At 51.8% G+C, this 19,267-nt stretch carries 15 protein-coding genes; 7 read left to right on the top strand and 8 right to left on the bottom strand.

Going from position 1 to position 19,267, the window contains the following annotated elements:
* Window positions 1–89 precede the first annotated feature (89 nt).
* Entirely contained in the window at window positions 90–725 is a 636-nt protein-coding gene (locus ABJT94_RS00075; protein WP_348476896.1) for a VIT1/CCC1 transporter family protein, read from the top strand.
* 7 nt (window positions 726–732) lie between these two features.
* Here ABJT94_RS00075 and ABJT94_RS00070 read toward each other — a convergent pair whose 3' ends face one another.
* Window positions 733–1,695 (bottom strand): LysR family transcriptional regulator, encoded by a 963-nt coding sequence (locus ABJT94_RS00070; RefSeq protein WP_348476734.1) that lies wholly within the window; start codon window positions 1,693–1,695, stop codon window positions 733–735.
* Between the two features lie 125 nt (window positions 1,696–1,820).
* Between ABJT94_RS00070 and ABJT94_RS00065 the strand changes: the two genes are divergently transcribed.
* Together ABJT94_RS00065 and oadA are read left to right on the top strand one after the other, a co-directional pair.
* Window positions 1,821–3,236: an acetyl-CoA carboxylase biotin carboxylase subunit gene (locus ABJT94_RS00065; protein ID WP_348476733.1), complete on the top strand. Its 1,416-nt coding sequence runs from the start codon at window positions 1,821–1,823 to the stop codon at window positions 3,234–3,236.
* A gap of 26 nt (window positions 3,237–3,262) precedes the next feature.
* Window positions 3,263–5,062, top strand: a complete 1,800-nt coding sequence (gene oadA / locus ABJT94_RS00060) for a sodium-extruding oxaloacetate decarboxylase subunit alpha (protein WP_348476732.1) — start codon at window positions 3,263–3,265, stop codon at window positions 5,060–5,062.
* Window positions 5,063–5,236: 174 nt separating this feature from the next.
* Here the strand turns inward: oadA and ABJT94_RS00055 are convergent, their stop codons facing one another.
* Together ABJT94_RS00055 and ABJT94_RS00050 are read right to left on the bottom strand one after the other, a co-directional pair.
* On the bottom strand, window positions 5,237–7,573 hold the full coding sequence (locus tag ABJT94_RS00055) for a BspA family leucine-rich repeat surface protein (protein WP_348476731.1): 2,337 nt from the start codon (window positions 7,571–7,573) through the stop codon (window positions 5,237–5,239).
* 533 nt (window positions 7,574–8,106) lie between these two features.
* Window positions 8,107–9,069 (bottom strand): helix-turn-helix domain-containing protein, encoded by a 963-nt coding sequence (locus tag ABJT94_RS00050; RefSeq protein WP_348476730.1) that lies wholly within the window; start codon window positions 9,067–9,069, stop codon window positions 8,107–8,109.
* A 164-nt stretch (window positions 9,070–9,233) separates the two neighbouring features.
* Between ABJT94_RS00050 and ABJT94_RS00045 the strand changes: the two genes are divergently transcribed.
* Window positions 9,234–9,647, top strand: a complete 414-nt coding sequence (locus tag ABJT94_RS00045) for a TonB-dependent receptor (protein WP_348476729.1) — start codon at window positions 9,234–9,236, stop codon at window positions 9,645–9,647.
* Between the two features lie 199 nt (window positions 9,648–9,846).
* Here the strand turns inward: ABJT94_RS00045 and ABJT94_RS00040 are convergent, their stop codons facing one another.
* Together ABJT94_RS00040 and ABJT94_RS00035 are read right to left on the bottom strand one after the other, a co-directional pair.
* Window positions 9,847–10,608, bottom strand: a complete 762-nt coding sequence (locus ABJT94_RS00040; protein ID WP_348476728.1) for a hypothetical protein — start codon at window positions 10,606–10,608, stop codon at window positions 9,847–9,849.
* 526 nt (window positions 10,609–11,134) lie between these two features.
* Entirely contained in the window at window positions 11,135–12,853 is a 1,719-nt protein-coding gene (locus ABJT94_RS00035; protein WP_348476727.1) for a choice-of-anchor D domain-containing protein, read from the bottom strand.
* A 501-nt stretch (window positions 12,854–13,354) separates the two neighbouring features.
* On the opposite strand from ABJT94_RS00035, the gene ABJT94_RS00030 reads away from it, so the two are divergent.
* A complete protein-coding gene (locus ABJT94_RS00030) occupies window positions 13,355–13,996 on the top strand; it encodes a transporter substrate-binding domain-containing protein (protein WP_348476726.1) in 642 nt (213 codons plus the stop codon).
* A gap of 233 nt (window positions 13,997–14,229) precedes the next feature.
* Here the strand turns inward: ABJT94_RS00030 and ABJT94_RS00025 are convergent, their stop codons facing one another.
* The gene (locus ABJT94_RS00025; protein ID WP_348483121.1) at window positions 14,230–14,496 is read right to left on the bottom strand and encodes a hypothetical protein; all 267 of its coding nucleotides are present in this window, start codon (window positions 14,494–14,496) and stop codon (window positions 14,230–14,232) included.
* Window positions 14,497–14,914: 418 nt separating this feature from the next.
* Here ABJT94_RS00025 and ABJT94_RS00020 point away from each other — a divergent pair, with 418 nt between their 5' ends.
* Complete coding sequence (locus ABJT94_RS00020) at window positions 14,915–15,526, top strand: hypothetical protein (protein ID WP_348476725.1); 612 nt, start codon at window positions 14,915–14,917, stop codon at window positions 15,524–15,526.
* 31 nt (window positions 15,527–15,557) lie between these two features.
* On the opposite strand, the gene ABJT94_RS00015 is transcribed toward ABJT94_RS00020, so the two are convergent.
* The gene (locus tag ABJT94_RS00015; protein ID WP_348476724.1) at window positions 15,558–16,151 is read right to left on the bottom strand and encodes a Crp/Fnr family transcriptional regulator; all 594 of its coding nucleotides are present in this window, start codon (window positions 16,149–16,151) and stop codon (window positions 15,558–15,560) included.
* Between the two features lie 272 nt (window positions 16,152–16,423).
* On the opposite strand from ABJT94_RS00015, the gene ABJT94_RS00010 reads away from it, so the two are divergent.
* Entirely contained in the window at window positions 16,424–16,951 is a 528-nt protein-coding gene (locus tag ABJT94_RS00010; protein ID WP_348476723.1) for a DUF3455 domain-containing protein, read from the top strand.
* Window positions 16,952–17,609: 658 nt separating this feature from the next.
* Here the strand turns inward: ABJT94_RS00010 and ABJT94_RS00005 are convergent.
* Window positions 17,610–18,917: a tetratricopeptide repeat protein gene (locus ABJT94_RS00005; RefSeq protein WP_348476722.1), complete on the bottom strand. Its 1,308-nt coding sequence runs from the start codon at window positions 18,915–18,917 to the stop codon at window positions 17,610–17,612.
* Between the last annotated feature and the right edge of the window lie 350 nt (window positions 18,918–19,267).

Genomic DNA, 19,267 nt, shown 5'->3' with positions numbered 1-19,267 from the left:
TGATCCAATACAAAATAAACGGCCTACTGGGATGTTCCAGTTCACACAAACAGCCCGCCTTCTGCACAGCCCACCTTTGACAAAGCCTACTGCGCGGAGAACCCTCATCGCCGATCACATCACCTGCAGACCCGTTTCCTTTTAGACAGCGCTCAATCCTGAATAGCTCGACTGGGCGTATCCAAAAAGCGCCTATACTCACAGCACACTCCCTATCCTATAAAACGGTCAGAAGGTTTTGTCATGCCAGTGCCGAACGGACCGAGCGCGAGCACATTACGCTGGTGCCCGACGGTGAGCGCGAGGAGATTCGACAACTGTTTCGTGCCAAAGGGTTTGAAGGCGCACTGCTTGAAGACGTTGTAGACACCCTGAGCAGCAATAAGGAAGTGTGGATAAAAACCATGTTGCGAGAAGAGTATGGTCTTTCAACCGAAGGGCTCAGCCCCCTGAGGGCTGCGATCACGACCTTTGTCTCGTTCATGGTGGTGGGCACTGTCCCCTTAATACCCTACCTTTTGCCCGGCCTGGAAACCATTCAGCAGTTCCTCGCCAGCCTTGGCTTGGCCGCACTCGTTTTCCTGGGCATCGGAATGCTCAAAAGTGCGGTGTATCGCCAGCCGGTTTGGCGATCCGGAGTGCGGACCTTATTGATTGGAACTGCAGCCGCAGGGCTGGCGTTTGCCACCGGCTACCTGGTAGAGGGCTTGATGGCAGGGAGCTAACCCGCTGTCAGACTGGCGTACCGGCATTGGCCATGTGCCGAAACTGCCGGTCAATGTCAGCCAGATTGGCCTGAACATACTCTACAAAACGCCGCGTTACCGGTGACAGGCTTTTACCCGTCGGGTACACCAGACACCAGGACCGGCGGATCGGGAACCCCTCAAGCGGCAGCGTTTTCAAACTGCCCAGCCTTAACTCCGCCAATACGCTCAGGCGAGGCAAAATCGCCACGCCGATACCGGCCATAACGGCATGCTTCAGTGCCTCGTTTGAACCGACCTCCATTTTCGGAACCATGCGCAGCCGCTGCTGGTGACAATGTTGTTCCAATGCCAGACGGCTGCCCGAGCCGCGTTCACGCGCCAGAAAATTTTGCTGCAGAAATGCCTGCGGCGTCACATCGGCCCGATCACACAAAAGATGGTTGGCAGGCAAAACCGGAATCAACTCGTTATCGAGAAAAGGCACCGACGATAACGGGCGATCGCTGGGTACAATGCCCATGATCATCAGGTCATCACTGCTGTCTGACAACCGTTCGATGGCCTGCGCCCGGTTCACCACCTGCACCGACACATTGATCTCCGGGTACAAATCCACGAAGGGTTTCAGCAAGTACGGCATCACATACTGGGCGGTATTCACGGCGACCAATTTCAGGTCACCCGATATGCGCCCCTCCAGCCCATGAATGTCGCTTTGCAACCGGCCCAGTTCCGCGAACAGGGTACGTACACTGGCGACCACGAGCTCCCCCGTCGCGGTGCAGTACAGACGGCGGCCAATGTATTCGAACAACGTCTGACCCAGGGCGCTTTCCAGCTGCCTGATTTGAGAACTGACTGCCGGCTGAGTAAGCCCCAGTGCATTGGCCGCCTTGCCATAGCCTTGCTCTTCATAAACGGCCAAAAACACCTCCAACTGCCGCAATGAGAGCCGACTGATCAGTTTTTGAACGCTTAGTCTCACGATAACCCCTATGTTTCACACCATCCATAACCTATAGCTTATGAAAAACATAAATTATATCAATTTTAAATTATGAAAAAGCTGGGATAGGTTAATCACATCGACCCATAGAGGGAGAACAACCTGTGTTGAAAAAGGTGCTCATAGCCAATCGCGGTGAAATCGCCGTTCGCATCATTCGCGCCTGTTCGGAACTGAGCATCCGCTCAGTGGCCATTTATACCGAACCGGACCGCTACGGCCTTCACGTCAAACGGGCCGATGAATCCTATTCACTGGGTGAGGACCCACTTGAGGGGTATCTCGATCCGCTGCGCATCGTCAATCTCGCCCTGGAAACCGGCTGTGATGCCATCCACCCGGGCTACGGCTTTCTGTCAGAGAACGCCCGCTTCGCTCAGCTGTGTGAGCAAAAAGGCATTGTCTTCATCGGCCCCAAATCCACTGTCATCGCCCGCATGGGCGACAAAACGTCGGCGCGCGACAGCATGCGAGCCGCAGGCGTGCCCGTCACGCCCGGTTCAGACGGCAACCTGGCCAACCTGGACGAAGCGTTGGCATTGGCAGAGACCATTGGCTACCCGGTTATGCTCAAGGCCACTTCTGGCGGCGGAGGCCGTGGGATACGGCGATGCGATACCGCCGACGAGCTGACAAAGCAGTACCCCCGTGTTATTTCCGAGGCAACCAAAGCCTTTGGCTCAGCCGATGTGTTCATGGAAAAATGCATTGTTAACCCGCGCCACATCGAAGCCCAGATTCTGGCCGACGCCGAGGGCAATGTGATTCATCTGTTCGAACGCGACTGCTCAATTCAGCGTCGTAACCAGAAACTGATCGAAATTGCCCCCAGCCCGCAAATCACGCCGGAACAGCGCCAGTATATCGGCGAATTGGCGGTTCGGGCCGCCAAGGCCGTGGGCTATGAAAATGCCGGAACCGTTGAATTTTTGCTGACCGGAAACGAAGTGTATTTCATGGAAATGAACACCCGAGTTCAGGTGGAGCACACGATCACTGAGCAAGTGACCGGCGTTGATATTGTTCAGGAGCAACTGCGAATTGCCTCTGGCCTGCCGCTGCGTTACGACCAGCAAGACATTCAACTGCACGGTTACGCCATACAGTTTCGCATCAACGCTGAAGACCCCAAAAACGACTTCCTGCCCAGCTTCGGCCGCATCACCCATTACTATGCACCAGGCGGGCCGGGGGTTCGGGTCGACACGGCTATTTTTACCGGGTACGACATCCCACCCTACTTCGATTCGATGTGCCTGAAACTGGTGGTGTGGGCCCTGACCTGGGATGACGTCATTGCTCGCGGTCGCCGCGCGCTCGATGACATGCGACTGCACGGCATACGCACCACATCCAACTACTACCAGCAAATTCTCGCGCACCCCGATTTTCAGCAAGGCGATTTCAACACCAGCTTCGTGCCCGAGCACCCGGAACTTCTGGACTATTCCACCAAACGTCACCCCAGTGAAATAGCGCTGGTTCTGGCCTCAGCCATTGCCGCCCACGCTGGCTGGTAACCACCACCGGTCAACAGGAGAAAAAGATGAAACCGACTGAAGTGACCGACCTCACCCTGCGTGATGCCCACCAATCGCTGATCGCCACGCGCATGCGTACAGAAGACATGCTGCCCATTTGCGAAAAACTCGACGCCATCGGCTACTGGTCTTTGGAGGTCTGGGGGGGTGCAACCTTTGATGCCTGCGTACGCTTTCTGAAAGAAGACCCCTGGGAACGCTTACGCCAACTACGAGCCGCACTACCAAAAACCCGGCTGCAAATGCTGCTGCGTGGCCAGAACTTGCTGGGTTACCGGCACTACGCCGACGACGTGGTGGAAGCCTTTGTTCAGTCGGCAGCCGACAACGGCATCGACGTATTTCGCATATTCGATGCGCTGAACGACCTGCGTAACCTGGAAGTAGCCATGAAGGCGGTGAAAAAAGCTGGCAAACACGCCCAGGGCACGCTCTGCTACACCACCAGCCCGGTGCATACACTGGCCATGTTTACCGAACAGGCCCGCGCACTGCGCGACATGGGTGCTGACTCCATTGCGATCAAAGACATGGCCGGTTTGCTCACGCCGTACGCGACTTACGACCTGGTCAAGGCGATCAAAGCCGAAGTCGACCTGCCGCTGGTCATTCACAGCCACTCGACCGCTGGCCTGGCAGCCCAGTGCCAGCTGAAAGCCATTGAGGCCGGCGCAGACCGAATCGACACTGCCATCTCTTCGTTTGCAGGCGGCACCAGCCACCCGGCCACGGAAACCCAGGTGGCAGCGCTGAAAGACACCCCTTGGGAAACCGGTCTGGATCTGGTCGCCTTACAGGAAGTGGCCGATTATTTCCGCGAGGTGCGTAAAAAATACCACCAGTTTGAGAGCGAATTCACTCGCGAAGACATCTCGGTGCAAATCAATCAGGTCCCGGGCGGCATGATGTCCAACCTGGCCAACCAGTTAAAAGAACAGAACGCACTCGATCGCATTCGTGACGTGTTCAATGAAATTCCACGCGTACGCGAAGACCTGGGGTTCCCACCGTTGGTGACGCCGACGTCCCAGATCGTAGGCACCCAGGCGGTCTACAACGTCTTGGCCGGTGAACGCTATAAAACCATCACCAATGAAGTAAAGCGCTACTTTATGGGCGGTTACGGGAAGCCTCCGGCGGAGGTCAATGCCCAGGTACTGAAAAAAGCCATCGGCAACGAAAGCGTCTCGGACGCTCGTCCAGCCGATGCGCTGAAACCGGAACTGGAAAAGCTAACCCGAGACATTGGCGACCTCGCAAAGAGCAAGGAAGATGTTTTAACCTTCGCCATGTTCCCGGACATGGGGCGCGACTTCCTGAAGCAGCGCGCCGAAGGCACACTGGTTCCCGAACCGCTGCTGCCACCAGAATCAGCGGCGGCACACAAACCCTCAGGCGCTACGCCCACGGAATTCAAGGTGGACGTTCACGGCGAGACGTACGAAGTGGCCGTGACCGGGGTGGGTGACTTTGGCAGCGGTAAACGCAAACTCTATATATCGCTGGATGGAATGCCAGAGGAGGTCGTCTTCGAAAGCCTGAACGAATACGTCGCCGATGGACGAAGCAGCGGCCGACAAAAAGCCTCCGAGCCCGGGCATGTAACAGCCGCAATGCCGGGCAACATTGTGGAGGTGCTCATCAGCGAAGGCGATGTGGTCGAAGCAGGCCAGGCGGTGCTGATCACCGAAGCCATGAAAATGGAAACCGAGATCAACGCCAGTGTCGCTGGCACCGTTAAGGGGGTGTATGTCGCCAAGGGCGACCGGGTGACCCCTGGTGAGGTCCTGGTCGACATCGGCTGAACTTGGCACACCGGCTACAGGGAGGTCGCCGATGTACAGACTGACGCGTCAGGCCAACGCCTAAGGTATGTGCACCGGCCACGTCTGGGAGAGCTCTAACGAGCTCTTATGTAAACGTATGCTGAGAGAGCTCAGCTCACTGAACTGTCTCTTTCATGGTGACTCAATATCCGGTCAGTTCGGCAGTTCACCCCCATCATTAATGCTCCAATTGAAGTCATTTATCAGGATATCACGGGCCACTTTACTGTCAGCGGAAAACTGAACCGCGCCAAACTCAATTTCCAGGTCTTCCACCAGATCCGGGTTCTGGCTCCAGGCGATGAGCAGCTTGTCATAGTTTTCGGTTGAGAAATCATTATTGTTTTCAAAAAAATTGGTGGCAATTTGCGCACTCTTTATATTCCATTGACTGATGTCTTGGTTGAATGACGAATTTTTAAACACCGCATTCATATCCCGAACTTTGGAGACATCCCAGTCACCAATGTCCTGATTAAACTGCCCTGCCAAGAAAAACAGGGTTCTCATGTTGATGACGCTGGAAACATCCCAATCACCGATATCCTGGTTAAAGGCACTCGCGTTTTGGAACATTTTTCGCATGTTGGTTGCACTGCTGACGTCCCACAGACCAATCGGCTGGTTAAACGCGTTAGCTCCCATAAACGTTTCATTAAAACTTGTCACGCTAGAAACATCCCAGGTTGAAATATCGCTGTTAAAGTTTTTGGCATTTCTGAACATCCCTTCCATGGAGTCTACGCGTGACAGGTCTGGGTTATCAGTGGCGAGTATTTCCAGATTGTCGGTATTAAAGAAAGCATAGTCCATGGATTCCCAAGACCGTTGGCCCCATTGTTCGACGGTCAGTAACTTCTTACTGTCGCTGTTGGATGGGCGCGGGTAATCTCCAGTTATCGACAAGGTGTAGGTGCCAGGTGTGCTGTAAGTGTGCGTGATTGTCTCCGAGACATTGTCATCAATTGAACCATCACCCCAATCTACGGTGAAGTTGTAGGTAGTACCATCAGATGTACTCAGTGTGATCTGGTCATTCTCACTTGAACCCTGATTGTCGGTCTTCCATGTGGTGACATAAGGCGTTTCCTGAGCGATGGTAAAATCGATGATCGCGCTGTCTTCACCAAAGCTGTTTGTCGCCGTAACGACGGATTGTGAGAAACCCACCGTTGTCGGAACGCCATTGAGCTTACAGGTCATACTATTGCCAGAAAGCGACACGGTTATGCCTTCAGGCAACCCCGATGCTATGCACTCATCAATTTCGCCGCCGCTATTTTTCAAAAAGGACTCGAAGGTCTGCCCGGTATAAAACTCAATGGCCTGATCGTCGACCTTTGGAATCAGTTCGACAGTCGAGTTCAGATCGCTAATAACCCAGCCATGTTGGTCAATCAGGGTGGATCTGGCGGATTCTGCACTTGGGTTAAAACGAGAGGACACGTCGAGAGTCACGTTGGGTTGAACCGATTGTTGCGACCAGCTGAGCAACAACCGATCGTAGTTGTCGATCGACAAACTACCTTTTAGAAACAGCCCGGTCATGTCAGTGACTTTGTCAATACTCCAGTTGCTCACGTCCTGATCGAACACAGAACCGGCAAACGCATACGTCATGTCGGTCACAGCCGAGGTATCCCAGGTACTGACATCACTGTCAAAGGCGTCGTTCAGCAGGAACATCATGCGAAAGCTGGTCACCTGCGAAAAGCTGGGTGTGCTCAGATCGTTGATCGCCAGGTTGTCAGCGTTGACAAAGGCGTTCTCCATAGAAGACCAGAAGCGATTACCCCACTGCTCAACACTGAGCAATTTGGTAGCGTCGGAGTTATCTTCAAAGGCATCAAAGTCATAGTCAAAGTATGGCGCCGGATACACCCCGGTGATGGTGACTGTGTACGTGCCGGGTTGAACATACTGGTGCGTAATATCCCCGGTGACGCCTTCGTCGGTCTCACCATCGCCCCAGTCCACGGTGAAGCTGTAGTCGAGGTCTGGGTTGGTCTGTAGAGTGATCTCATCGTTGGCGCTGAGGCCCGATACCTGCTCGGTATCCCAGGTGGTCACAAAGGCTGTTGGTTCTTCAACCTGATAGGTCACCGTGATGGTGTCTTCGCCGGCTCTGTTCCTGGCCGTTATCTGGACACTTTCTAAATCGGTAGCTTCGATGGCGGTGCCATTAATGACACAGGTATTACCATTGGCTGAAACAGAGACGGTAAAGCCCTGTGGCAGATCGGACAGACAACTCGTAAGGCTTCCACCACCAATGTTGAACAGCTCGGCCTCTACGATCTGCCCCCGGATCAGTGTCAGATCTTCCAGCTCCTGAAATAATGGGGGTGGCAATGAACCCGTTGACGGCGTGTTATCGCCATCGGAGGTGCTGCTGCCTCCGGAGCTGCAGGCATATAAGGCTATGCTGCCGCTTAAAATAAACACGAGTTGGACAAGATTCTTTATTTGAATCCGTTTTATGGGTTCCATGCTGGTCTCTCTGCAATGAGTATTGGCTACTGGGTGACGAAAGAGCCATGGGGTTTGGATGCAAACCCTTCATTTATTAATAAAAAGAGCACCGATGCGGCAGATGGTTCTGCTGAGCCCCCAAAAAGGGGGCAAAAACAGGTTTCGGTTCATTCGTCAGTTGGAGAGAGACAGTAGATTTAGCTGACCGACCGGACAACCCTACAGATGTAGGGGCCGGGTATCTTTAAAGCGTCATTGATGGGTCTTTCTGTATTTGACCAGGGCGCTCACATGGAGACTAGGCCCTGGAGGCGACAGCCTATTCACCGACGATGGCTGGACTGAGGCATCTGTCAGGAAACCCACTTGAACACTAAAGTTCATTTACTTGGGTGATGGGGTGGACGCCCTGGCCAAGCGATAACTGGGCCCACGCTCATTAATCTAAGCTATCAAAAGCGATGCGCTAATAGGCTTTAAATGTGGGTGCCGCAAGAGCACTGTCAATTCTTACTAAGTTGGATGTCCTTATCTCTGCTCATTCTTTTTATTCATTCTTTATGTCTTTCCCTAAACTCTCGCGGAGAGAGCCCAAACTGGTGCTTAAAACATTTGGTAAAGTGTGAGTGATCAGAAAAGCCAACCGACAGGGCAATGCGGGTGATCGAAGCAGACTGCCACTCGGCCATGTGCAGTCGTTCACAAGCACGCGCTAGCCGAGTTCGACGAATGACGCCCCGACACGTCTCTCCGCGCTCCTGAAACACCCCTTGCAGATAACGCAACGACACCCCCAATTGCCTAGCAATGTCAGCCACCGTCAATTCCGATTCGGCCAGCCGTTGCTCAATCAACCGGCGTGCGAGCTGATAGTGCTCCAGGTGCATGGCGTCGCTGAATCGCTCATGCCAATCTCGCGTCCCCCGGCTAAGGCAGGCTGCCGCCAACTCAAACACCTGCGCAGCAACCATGTCCTGCTCCAGGGTCTCGAGGCATTGCATCAATGAGTCGTTGTTCAGCAAACCGCCGAGGTACTGTGTTAGCAAGCAGAACAGAGGAGAGGTTTCCAATGCCACGACGCCGGGCAATGGCGGCCGTGGTAACAAGCGCCAGAGCCGTTCTGTATCCAGGCTGAGGCAAACGAATTCCGAGGCTGGCATAACCGACCGGCTGCGAACCGTAGAGGCCAGCAACATGGCCTGGCCTTTCTGCAACCGGGCCTGGCTGTCATCGCATTCAATGAGTACCGGACCAACATTCCAGGAAACCAGTGCCATGGAATCGTGGCTTTGAATGGCCTGAGATCGGGTTCGGTAGATTTCAGCGGCACTCATGGCAACTCGCTGCACATGCAGGCCGGGCAAAGCCAGCGCAAGGCATTGAAAGTCAATCTGTTCGGGAGCCGCGACCGCAACATCCATACCATTGCGCTTGAGCCAAATTTCTTCCCGAACATAATCGAAACGATCTTTCGACGGAATATCCGCCGAATTTATCCACTCCAGTGTCGTCACTGTAAAGCCTCCGTGCACATTTACCACAAACTCAATGCCAGTTTTGACCAGCGCTGCAATGACCTTTAGGTCAGTATAGCGCAAGGCTCCGGTTAGCAATGTTACTGCCCTAGAGCCCTCAAAATCAGGTGAAAACCCCTTTAAAACGTAACAAGGAGCACGACATGAAACAGCTTGACCGATCCTTTCTACTCAGCGGACTGGTGTACGGCACACTCGGAATGTGCCTCGGCCTGTATATGGCGGCCAGCCACATCCATGTGCAACACGTGACTCATGCGCACATCATGCTGGTCGGCTTTCTCCTGTCGGTCATCTACGCCATAATCCACAAACTCTGGTTACCCGGCAGCGCAACAAGCCTCAGCCAATGGCAGTTCATACTGCACCACCTTGGAACGCTGGGCATGCTCAGCGGCCTTTTCTTCATGTACCAGGGGCTGGTTCCCCCAGAAACACTGGAGCCGGTTCTGGCATTTTCGTCAACCGTTGTACTCGTGTCGTTAATCATGATGGGGGTACTGGTGGTTTTATCGGGCAAGCCGTTCCGGGGGGCAATGAGCGAAACGGGGGTGTGATCATTGGTATAGATGTCCATGTTAGTTCTGCCATTGAGCAAGATACCTGGATACAGAGCCAGACCGCTCTGCGAGGTAGCGCATCTGCTATCGCGAAAGCCAACGTGAGATAACACTGAGGCGAAATGCCTTTGTTTGCCCGCAGCCCTCCCAATAAGGACACTCAAGTTCACTAACTTGAGTGTCCTTATTGCCCTCGCTAGTCAGGTAACTTAAGTTCAATAATGTCAACTTTCACTCTACCTTCAAACCCTTCAGTCGACCGTCCGTCAATACCTACGTTTGCTTCATTCTGATTAAACGCCTTCACCATGACCGAAAAGTTGTGCGTACCTGCGTCTAATTCTGTCGTATAAAATATATTCCAATCATGACTATCTCCTGAAAGGGTGTCGTCTCCGATAATAGACAATCGCTGACTGGCTCCAGTTTCAGGCTTTAGCCCATTTATATACAGAGCGACCTCCACACTTGTTTTTGCAGAAAACTCAGAATTATATGCGCGGCCATTGGCTTGGAAGATAATTAAGGAATTATCGTTTGAAACCTCGAACGACACGGTGTCCAGGCCCGGGATGGCAGTGAACTCGTAATTGACATCCTCTACTACCGCATCACCGGGGGTCGGTACGCTCTGTTGTCCTGGCTCACCGGTATAGGGAATAACGAACACACCGTCATCTCTAAGGAATATCAGATCCGTCGCGTAATGTTTTGAGTACCCAACAACGCTGGGCCCGATCTCATCGACGCGTGTCGTTAATGCAGTAACAGCGGCTTCCAGTGAATCAAGGCGCGCATCATTATCACTGACTGCTGAGGCTGTGGCCGAAAAGTTTTCATTCACTTCTGACGCTAGTGCAGGTTCACCGCTTACAAACTCATGTGGAATCGTCAGGTCGGTTGCAAAGCTGACCGTAGTTAGAAAAAAGGAAAACAGCAGTAGAATACGTATAGGCATATTAACTCCTTGAATGCTGAACATTCGCTACGATGGCTACTGCCACCGGGTTTCTCCCCAATTGCTTTCCCCCCAAACAGCGGCTTCCCCATCTGTCTGCGAGCTGTTATTGTTCTCGTCTCCCTCACTACCGCAGCTGACCAAAAGCATGCTGAGCAAAATCGCAAAACTCAGATGCCTTAATTCCCTGCCGCACCTGACAATCGACTGAGATTTCTTGAAATATGTCATCTTTCACCTCTATCGAGGAATCGGTAACCTGCAAAGCGCCCTTTACAGGTTCGCGCTTTAAAGAGCCCCTCTTACCTCGTCCCTGAAAGCCCATTCAGATATACATTGAACAAAAAACTAAACGTTCCAAAGTAAATCACTAATACCCAGGAACCACATCAAAAAAGTTCAAGGCTCAACCCACTGTATGATGCTGATCGTTTCTTCACCTCCGAATTGGCACATCGAAAGCCCTGGAGAAAGTGTAGACACTGTTTTCGGATACCCAGGTCAACTCCTGAAATCAAACACTGTGCTAAGGCCCGACTGCGCCACCACTTAAACTAATGGATACACTGCCACCGTTGGTGGAAATACTCGTAGAGGCTTCATGAAAACCGGGAGACGAAGGCGAATAGGTGTAGTTAAACTGACAGCTCATCCCGGGTTCAATCCCCGCTGCGCAGTTTTGACTGCCAGAGAAATTGCTGTCAGAGACACCTCCACCGGCGAAGTCATTCAACGTAGTCGCGCCCACGTTTGTGATAACGACTGATAGCGTGTCGCTGGTGCTATTCGGAGACACTGTGCCAAAATTTAACACCGAGGGAGACGCCCGCAGTTCAGGCCCGATACCACGCCCACTCATTTCGATGGTTACAGTACCAGCGTCGGTTGAGATCGACGTAGAACCGGAAAACTCGCCTTCCTCATCGGGTAGGAAAGTATAAGTGAATTCACAGGTGTTACCCGGTGCTAAGCCACCCGCACAGTTCTGAAAGCCATTGAAGTTTGCTCCGCTGACTCCGCCGCCGGCGAAGTTGGACAAAATCGCATCCCCCATATTTTCTATGCTCACGCTCTGCGCTGGGCTTACATCGCCAACCGGAACCGGCCCGAAATCCAACACCAGGGGAGAAGCCTGCATGTCAGCTCCCTCCGTGGGGAGACTGCCCGCAGGCACGCCTTCACCTCTCACCTCAATGGAAAAGGATCCGGCATTGGTTGACGAGTTGGACGTAGCAATAACCTCGCCGATCTCGGTGGGTTCAAAGGTAAATTGGTACTGGCAACTACTATCCGGCAAAACACCCCCGGCGCAATTTTGAGTGGCCGAGAACGGAGCTGAGCTTACAAAACCGCCCCCTGCAAAATCTGACAGGTCTGCCGCTCCTACGTTGCTAATTGCAACCTCTCGAGTCAGCGTGGCTCCAACTTCGACCGGTCCAAAGTCGATAACTCTGGGAGTAACCCATAATTCAGGCCCAACACCGGTACCTCTGAAGTCCAGTGAAATACTGCCAACCGACGTTGAAATACTGGTGAAGCCTTCTATTTCACCGACACTCTCAGGTGTAAACCGATAGTTGAACGAGCAACTGTTACCCGGTGCTAATCCTCCTGCACAATCCTGGCTGCCAGTGAAATGACGATTAGACGGACCACCGCCCGCAAATGAGTCAATGACCTCGTTACCCTGGTTAGTCAGCGTAATACTCAGAACATCACTCATACTCCCCACACCCTGGGGGCCGAAGTTCAATTGCTGTGTATCTACCCACAGTGGCGAGCCAACGGCTGCGCCCGTTAACGTTACGACAACGGCGCCTGCGCTGCTATCCAGGGTGGACTCAGCATCGTTACGGCCATTCAGGGCCGGTGAATAGGTGTAAGTAAGCGCACAACTCGCACCCGGTAACAATGGGCTACAGGTTTGATCAAGGGAATATCGACCACTGTTGGGTATTCCGCCGGTAAAGCCGGTAACCTCCTCAGTTCCGGTATTGGTCACCCACACGGTTCTCTCGGACATCAGACCAGAGGCAACGGTGCCGAAATCCAGACTGTTAGAAGAGAGCGTGACCTCGCTCGTCAAACTCGTTGAATTGTCGTCATCAGACGCGTCTGTCGTGTCACTGCTGTTGGATTCGCTCGGCTCGCAACCGGACAACAGTATGACGGAAGCCAATGCCAGCCAAAGCGCGCTCATCAACTTCGTACGGAAAGCAGCAGTGATGCTCAATTCACATGGCATACTCAATTCCCTTTTTAACGCCTACTCGTGCTTCACGCAGTCTAGGCGACGTAGGTCATATTTCAACTCGGACACGAACCATCACTGGATTGGGCGTACCCATAACTGCTAACGCAGGCTACCGTCACCTGTACTCCTGTGCGCTCGGGAGCTATTTCAAACTGGTGTTTAAAACACCGGACACAATGCGAGTGATGGGAAAACCCTGCCAACAAAAGGGCTAGCAGGGCCAGATGGATACCCATTTAAATTACACACTGTAACGATGGGTGATTACACAGTACCCAGTGCGGAATTGACACTGAGGTGGCTTGCCTGACGAGCTGACCAAACCGGGCAAGATTACACTTCCCTGAACCTATCAGGTATTGTCTGGCAATAGTTTTATTTGATTGGTAGACAATAAAGAACCACTTGTCCTCTTCGTTTCGTAGTTATTGGGCCAAGCATTGCGCCTTGTTCAACTACAGTACTTGTATTGAACGGGTCCAAGGAGGACAGATGAGACCATTGTTATGCTGTGTACTGGCGTTATTCATATCGACCAGTACCCAAAGCGTTGCGCAAAACCTGGAAGTACTGGTAACGTCGTTCCCGCTGTTTGTGGACGCCAACGCAGAAGACGGCGGTATCGCCTGGTCTGCCCTGTCTGACTTTGCCTCCGCCAAGGGCGTTCAAGTGAGCCCCGTTTACCGACCCACCGCCCGTATCTTCTCGCAAGTCGACAGCGATAACTGGCAAGCAACACTCGTATCGATACCCCTAACACCAAACGTTGCCGTCATAGAATACAGCAACTCGGAAGTAAGCTATGGCGTGTTCACAAACGACGCGTCCATGACGTCGCTACGTAACCTGAAAATCGCTACAATTCGCACCAATTCGCGCAGCGGTTTTCACAGAGAAATGGAAATGGCGGGCGCGGTTATCGTTGAAGTCGATTCATTAAATCAGGGGTATCGTATGATTCGAGCAGGGCGCGTAGACGCCGTGTTGGGTGTCGGAATAGATGGCGTTGCCATAGGTGCACAAAACCCCGAAGCACTGCATATGTCGGTTCAACTCGCGATGCTTCCGTTTACGGTGTTTATAAACAAGAACACCCCGCAGGGACGGGAAGCCGTCAGATTGCTCACGCCATGACTCGTACTCGTTGCAGGTCATCGCCGGTTCGATGCGATAAGAATAAATGCTCTTCTCTGAATACCCAATGCAATTACACACAGGAACGCATGGCGTCCATTCCACGCAGGCCCATATATCTACCATTTGTTACTGCTGCACCCTCGACTGACCAGTTGATTCTACAACCGAGCCACTACAGTGAGTCTGTAAATAGCCGCTCGGCTCTCTACTCATAACTCTAGCGAGCCTGGTCAACCTACCATTAGTAGAATAATTAATAAGAACGGCATGACGAACGCTATTAAGAAACAAGGTACGATAACAGATAGGATGGGACGGTCTCTGCGCGATCTCAAATATATAAAATTGGCCAGCCCCGTTGCTGGTATTGCAAACATACCAAGCAGCAATGCCGCTAAGCCAGCCCAGGAGCCATTGCCCGTGTTCATCGCTATGACAATCATCACAAATAGGGCTTGAGCCAAAACGGGCAGCAAAATTCCGATCACGTATCGCATTTCTTCTCCAATAATAAGGGGTTATTACCGAGTATACCCAACCTATGCCATACCGAATAAAGAGTACCTGCCAGGTCCCTCGTCTCCACTGCTTAACAAGACATCTACCTTGATCAATCAGGTAACGCCAATAAAGGCCCATTCCGATTGCCCCACAAGACTTGCCCCTAAGAGATATTAACAGAGCAGTCCAGCCTGGATACCCACCACCTGTAATAGCATTAAGCTATAGAATCAACGCCCTTTATAGCCCAATAGAATGGCAATCCATATTAGCTCGCCCCGGGGTACGAAACGGTCAGGCTGCTATTAGACCCGTTCGCCAGCTAACAATGCTGAGTGCCACTTAACCTAAGTCAATGCGAACCACTCATCTCCTTGGATATGGTCTCCTTGAATGACCACCAAGGACACTGACATGAACCTGAGTTTAGCAACTTACGTCACGATCGTTTTGATCAGCGCAGCACTTGTCTGCCTCCAACCCACCGCAATAGCAAAGGGGTTTGACAACGAAGTGAATATTTCGTTGTTTACCCTGGCCAATTTTACCGACGACTCACCAGAGTATGGGCACCTGGAGCTCTCCAGGAAACTGAACGACCACCAGTACCTCGGGTTGGAGTTCATTACATGGACCTATGAAGCGCCCCTTGGCATTCCCTATGGTGACTCTTTTGGAGACACCAGCGAGAACTACCCGGGTCGGGTTCGGGACCTTGGTATCGGGCTGACCTTCAAGCACTTTTTTACCCACAGACTGTTTGTCAAACTGCATGCGACACCGCTGGTTCAGTTCTATACCGACGAAGCAGGGGAACTAATACAGCAGGGCTTTCAGCTCTTTACAGCAGCTCGGCTGGGGTACAACTGGTCTTGGTCGCAGGATCGATTTTTCATTGAGCCCAGCATCGCCGCGACGAGTTGGCCTGTTCGAACCCACGTACCTGACGCATTCGAAGCGCGTGACGATCAATGGCCCCGCTATTTCCTATTTGAACCCGGTTTGAATCTTGGTGTTAGATTTTGACGTCCGGCTCACCTGATCGTGAAGGACAAACTCAGGCTGTTTTTTTACCTGCCAGCCGTTTGCGTATTCTGCTCAGCGATTCCGGTTGAACACCCAGGTAACTTGCGATCTGATGTTGAGGCACTCGGTTCATAAGCTCAGCCCGGTGTTCAACAAGGTGCAGATACCGTTGCTCGGCTGTGGAATTTTTAAAACGGGAATAGGATGCCTGGTTATCAGCCAGCTTCTCTTCACTGATGCTCAAGCACAGTGTCTTGAGCCGGGGAAACTGTTCAAAGGCGCCCTTCTCAATATCTGGTGTGCCGATGCTGAGAATGCACTCTTCTACACACTCAATGTAGTACTCCGATGGCTCGTTGTTGACAGCGCAGACGGGGGAGAGGGATTGCGACTCGGTATAGAACTCAGTCGTTTTCTCCTCACCCTCAAGGAGGTAGAAGCAACGGAGACAGCCCTTCAGTACAAAGTAACTCTTGTTCGATCGCTCCCCCTGCTTTAGCAACAGTGTGTTTTTCGGGTAGCGCCTGAACAGGTTCAACGCATGAATGGCGTTCCGCTCTTCCTCAGTGAGGGTGATGTATTGAGCAATGTAGTCGAACAGCTGGCTTTCCAATGGGGGCTTCATCCTGCGTTATTCGGGAAGATTTAAATATAGCAGCAATGTAGGTGCTTTACTTGCGGCTGGCTGCATTACTTGCCAACTAACTGGACACTCATCGCAATTACAAACTGTAAAGGCGGGTGTCTACTTAGTCCAGCTAGTAATAAAAGTAAATGCGCCCAGCTTTCATACGGTCACGCATAAAAATTTACAGTTTTGCTGCATCCAATCCGACCACTCAGGAGTTTACTCCTTACAGAGACTGTCTCTGTGAAGCAAATAAAGGAGAAATTAACATGAAGCTATCAGTATTTAATGCCCCTGGAGCGTTTGCAGTATCGATGTCGTTGATGGTCGGAACGGCCATGGCTGGCAGTCATATGGTACCGGATGCGGTGGCAGTACCTGACGGCAATCAGAAAGCACTAACCACCATGGCTCAGGGCACAGTAGCCTGGGTTTGCAAAGACAGTGACATGGGCGCAGCCTGGAATTTTGCAGGCCCCGCTGCTGTGCTATCCGATGAGGATGGCGAACCGGTAATCTCATATTACGGCCCTCCTGCAACCTGGGAGGCCATGGATGGCAGTAAGGTGACCGGCACCCAACTAGCCACGGCGCCGGCCGGTGATGGCAACATTCCTTATCAGCTGGTCGAAGCCAACCCTTCTGAAAAAGACGGCTGGCTGAAAGGCACAACCTACATCCAACGCTTGAATCTGGATGGTGGCGCGGCGCCGAATACCGGCTGCAGAGCCGACGATATCGGCAAGAAGGTGTTGGTCGCTTATACCGGAGAATACGTGTTCTGGAAAGCGGAATAACGCAGAGGGATTCAGCGGACACCCACCACAATTACAAACTGTAACAGTGGGTGTCTACACAATTAGGTCCTCCGGTAGCCTGGCAGACAACGCAGCTGACAACCAATACTGCCCGTTGACCGATCAACGCGGCACCGCTCGCCAGTAGAACGGATTTAACTGTGATATTGGCGCTTACGAGCGGATCAATGAGACATCAGCGACCAGTAGCGGGGGTTGTGGCAGCTTGCCCGGCTGGGGAGTGATGCTGCTGGGTGGCATATTGCTCTACCTGCGCAAACCGAGTGCTCGGTCTGCAACCAAAAGCACGTACTGAGAATAAGGCTTTAACAGAGCCGAAAGCGTCGGCCTCTCGAACTGAGAGGCTTCATGCGGGCGCCCTCCATTAACTGAGTTGGCAAAACCAGATTGGCGCATTGACGCCGTTTGGTCAGGGCGCCCATCTCATCACCCACTGTTGACCATAGCCAATCAGCATTTAAAGCAGGACCTTCATAGCCGCCCAGTGTGGGGGTCCATGTTAGGTCCGCAGCCTTCGAGGGGTGTGGCGTACTAGATTGCTCAGCCTCGGGTACGTAGTAGACGAAGACCCATGTGGTGAACAACCCAGTTCTCTAAAGCCCACTAACTTGAGTGTGCTTTTCCAGATCGGACTGCTTCAGATGTTGGACAAATAGTGCTCAACATCAACTCGCAGCCTCTCGGATTCCAACATCGAAGGCAGTTCAAGTATGCCGGGAGAATAGCTCTGATCATTGAATTCAAATGTATTTGCCGATATGCCTACATTTACGTTTGCAATATTTTCGACATAATCTGCATAATGCAGCTGGCTACATTCTGAAACATCAACCGAGTAAGCACTTAGTAGCGATTCATACATCACTTGTTTAGATTGGAAATTCTTTATAGCTGAGCCGTCTGTAGGGTGACCTAGATAACGCCAGTCAAAAACATGGGAGCCATCTTGTGTTGGTGAAATATTGTCTCTAGCAATTGTTGATAGCGCCACCAATGCCTCTGCTGCGACTTCAGTGCCCTTTAAGGAACGTATGCAGTGAATATAGTAAGATGGGGTTACTACATCCGGCAACGGATCGCCAAATTCATCCGGCCTATTGGTTTGCAAGCGAAACGGCATTTCGCGCAGAATGATGCTCAAACGACTTTGCTCGGCCTGGTCTAAATAGTAAGTTAAGTCGCTGTAAAAGAAATCCACGCAATGGTTACAGGCTAGAGAGTAATTAATGATGACCTTCGGAACAAAAGGACTCTTTGAGACCAGTGTTTGATAATTGATAATATCCCTTTCATATTCAACTAACTCTTGCGCTCCTTCTACGCCTTTACTGGAGGCACCCCTTAACCATTTCAAAGCCTGCGTTTTGTCCATTTCAGTACCAATTCCATGGTTGTAGGCATGATACAGATCCAGCATTGCTGGCCCATAACCATTCAGCGCTGACTGGACTAGCATCAAGAATGATGCTGTTTCATCTTGCTGAACTCCTATTCCTAGCCGATAGAGTGCTCCAAGTTCTCGCTGCCAGTAAGGATCCTCCGTGTTGGCCAAATTCGAAACCCAAATGGCTATTTGTATTTCACTGGGGTTGCCTGCTTGATAAGATTCTCGATATATCTCAACAAGCTTAATCATCGCCGGTTTAAACCCTGCGGAGCCTGACATTTCCAGCAATTCTAGGCCACGCTGAGTATCCTGTTCAACACCTAGCCCTAAGTACGTTAGCAACCCAAGATAATAATTGACTCTTGCGCTTGGTTCAGTCTCTGAAGAAAGCAGGCGAAATGCTTCAGGATAGTCCCCTTGCTCTATTGCATTCTCGGCTTCTTCAATATCAGCAAAGACAGCATTGCTGAATACGGAAAAAAAAATTAGAAATAGGAAGCACTTGAACCTAAATACTTGCTTAGCAAATTGCCGAGCACTGAATAAGCCATTTTTCATTATCGTTATTCCCTTAACCACATGAACTTGAAACATGTTTGATTTTACTATGCCATGCCTAGTTTTTAGGCCACCCAGACTTGTATAAGCTATCAAACTCGCTTGATTGCATGCAAATAGAAAATGCCAGATTACCAGTATCGGGGGGACTTAACCTAGCTAATTCCAGTTCAGGCAGTAACTGAGCTAACTACGTTCTCCAGTGTTCGGTGAACTTCACCCACTTTAGTGGACACCTCTAGATAACACATCTAGAGGTGGTTATGGCAAAGTACACTAATCCACGTAAAACGTGGCAGTATTCAACTGAGTTCAAAGTCCGGGCTGTCAAAATGAGCTACCAACCTGAC

Origin of the sequence: Saccharospirillum sp., assembly GCF_039982735.1 — a bacterium.
Taxonomy (GTDB): domain Bacteria; phylum Pseudomonadota; class Gammaproteobacteria; order Pseudomonadales; family Natronospirillaceae; genus Saccharospirillum.
Note: the sequence above shows the minus strand (reverse complement) of the source record. Positions and strands in the feature narration are given on the sequence as shown.

What these genes read in the sequence shown, in the direction of transcription:
- oadA (WP_348476732.1), top strand. Translation starts at nt 3,263, where the DNA reads ATGAAACCGACTGAAGTGACCGACCTCACCCTGCGTGATGCCCACCAA.
- ABJT94_RS00005 (WP_348476722.1), bottom strand. Translation starts at nt 18,917, where the DNA reads ATGAAAAATGGCTTATTCAGTGCTCGGCAATTTGCTAAGCAAGTATTT.
- ABJT94_RS00030 (WP_348476726.1), top strand. Translation starts at nt 13,355, where the DNA reads ATGAGACCATTGTTATGCTGTGTACTGGCGTTATTCATATCGACCAGT.
- ABJT94_RS00035 (WP_348476727.1), bottom strand. Translation starts at nt 12,853, where the DNA reads ATGCCATGTGAATTGAGCATCACTGCTGCTTTCCGTACGAAGTTGATG.
- ABJT94_RS00025 (WP_348483121.1), bottom strand. Translation starts at nt 14,496, where the DNA reads ATGCGATACGTGATCGGAATTTTGCTGCCCGTTTTGGCTCAAGCCCTA.
- ABJT94_RS00010 (WP_348476723.1), top strand. Translation starts at nt 16,424, where the DNA reads ATGAAGCTATCAGTATTTAATGCCCCTGGAGCGTTTGCAGTATCGATG.
- ABJT94_RS00020 (WP_348476725.1), top strand. Translation starts at nt 14,915, where the DNA reads ATGAACCTGAGTTTAGCAACTTACGTCACGATCGTTTTGATCAGCGCA.
- ABJT94_RS00045 (WP_348476729.1), top strand. Translation starts at nt 9,234, where the DNA reads ATGAAACAGCTTGACCGATCCTTTCTACTCAGCGGACTGGTGTACGGC.
- ABJT94_RS00055 (WP_348476731.1), bottom strand. Translation starts at nt 7,573, where the DNA reads ATGGAACCCATAAAACGGATTCAAATAAAGAATCTTGTCCAACTCGTG.
- ABJT94_RS00015 (WP_348476724.1), bottom strand. Translation starts at nt 16,151, where the DNA reads ATGAAGCCCCCATTGGAAAGCCAGCTGTTCGACTACATTGCTCAATAC.
- ABJT94_RS00040 (WP_348476728.1), bottom strand. Translation starts at nt 10,608, where the DNA reads ATGCCTATACGTATTCTACTGCTGTTTTCCTTTTTTCTAACTACGGTC.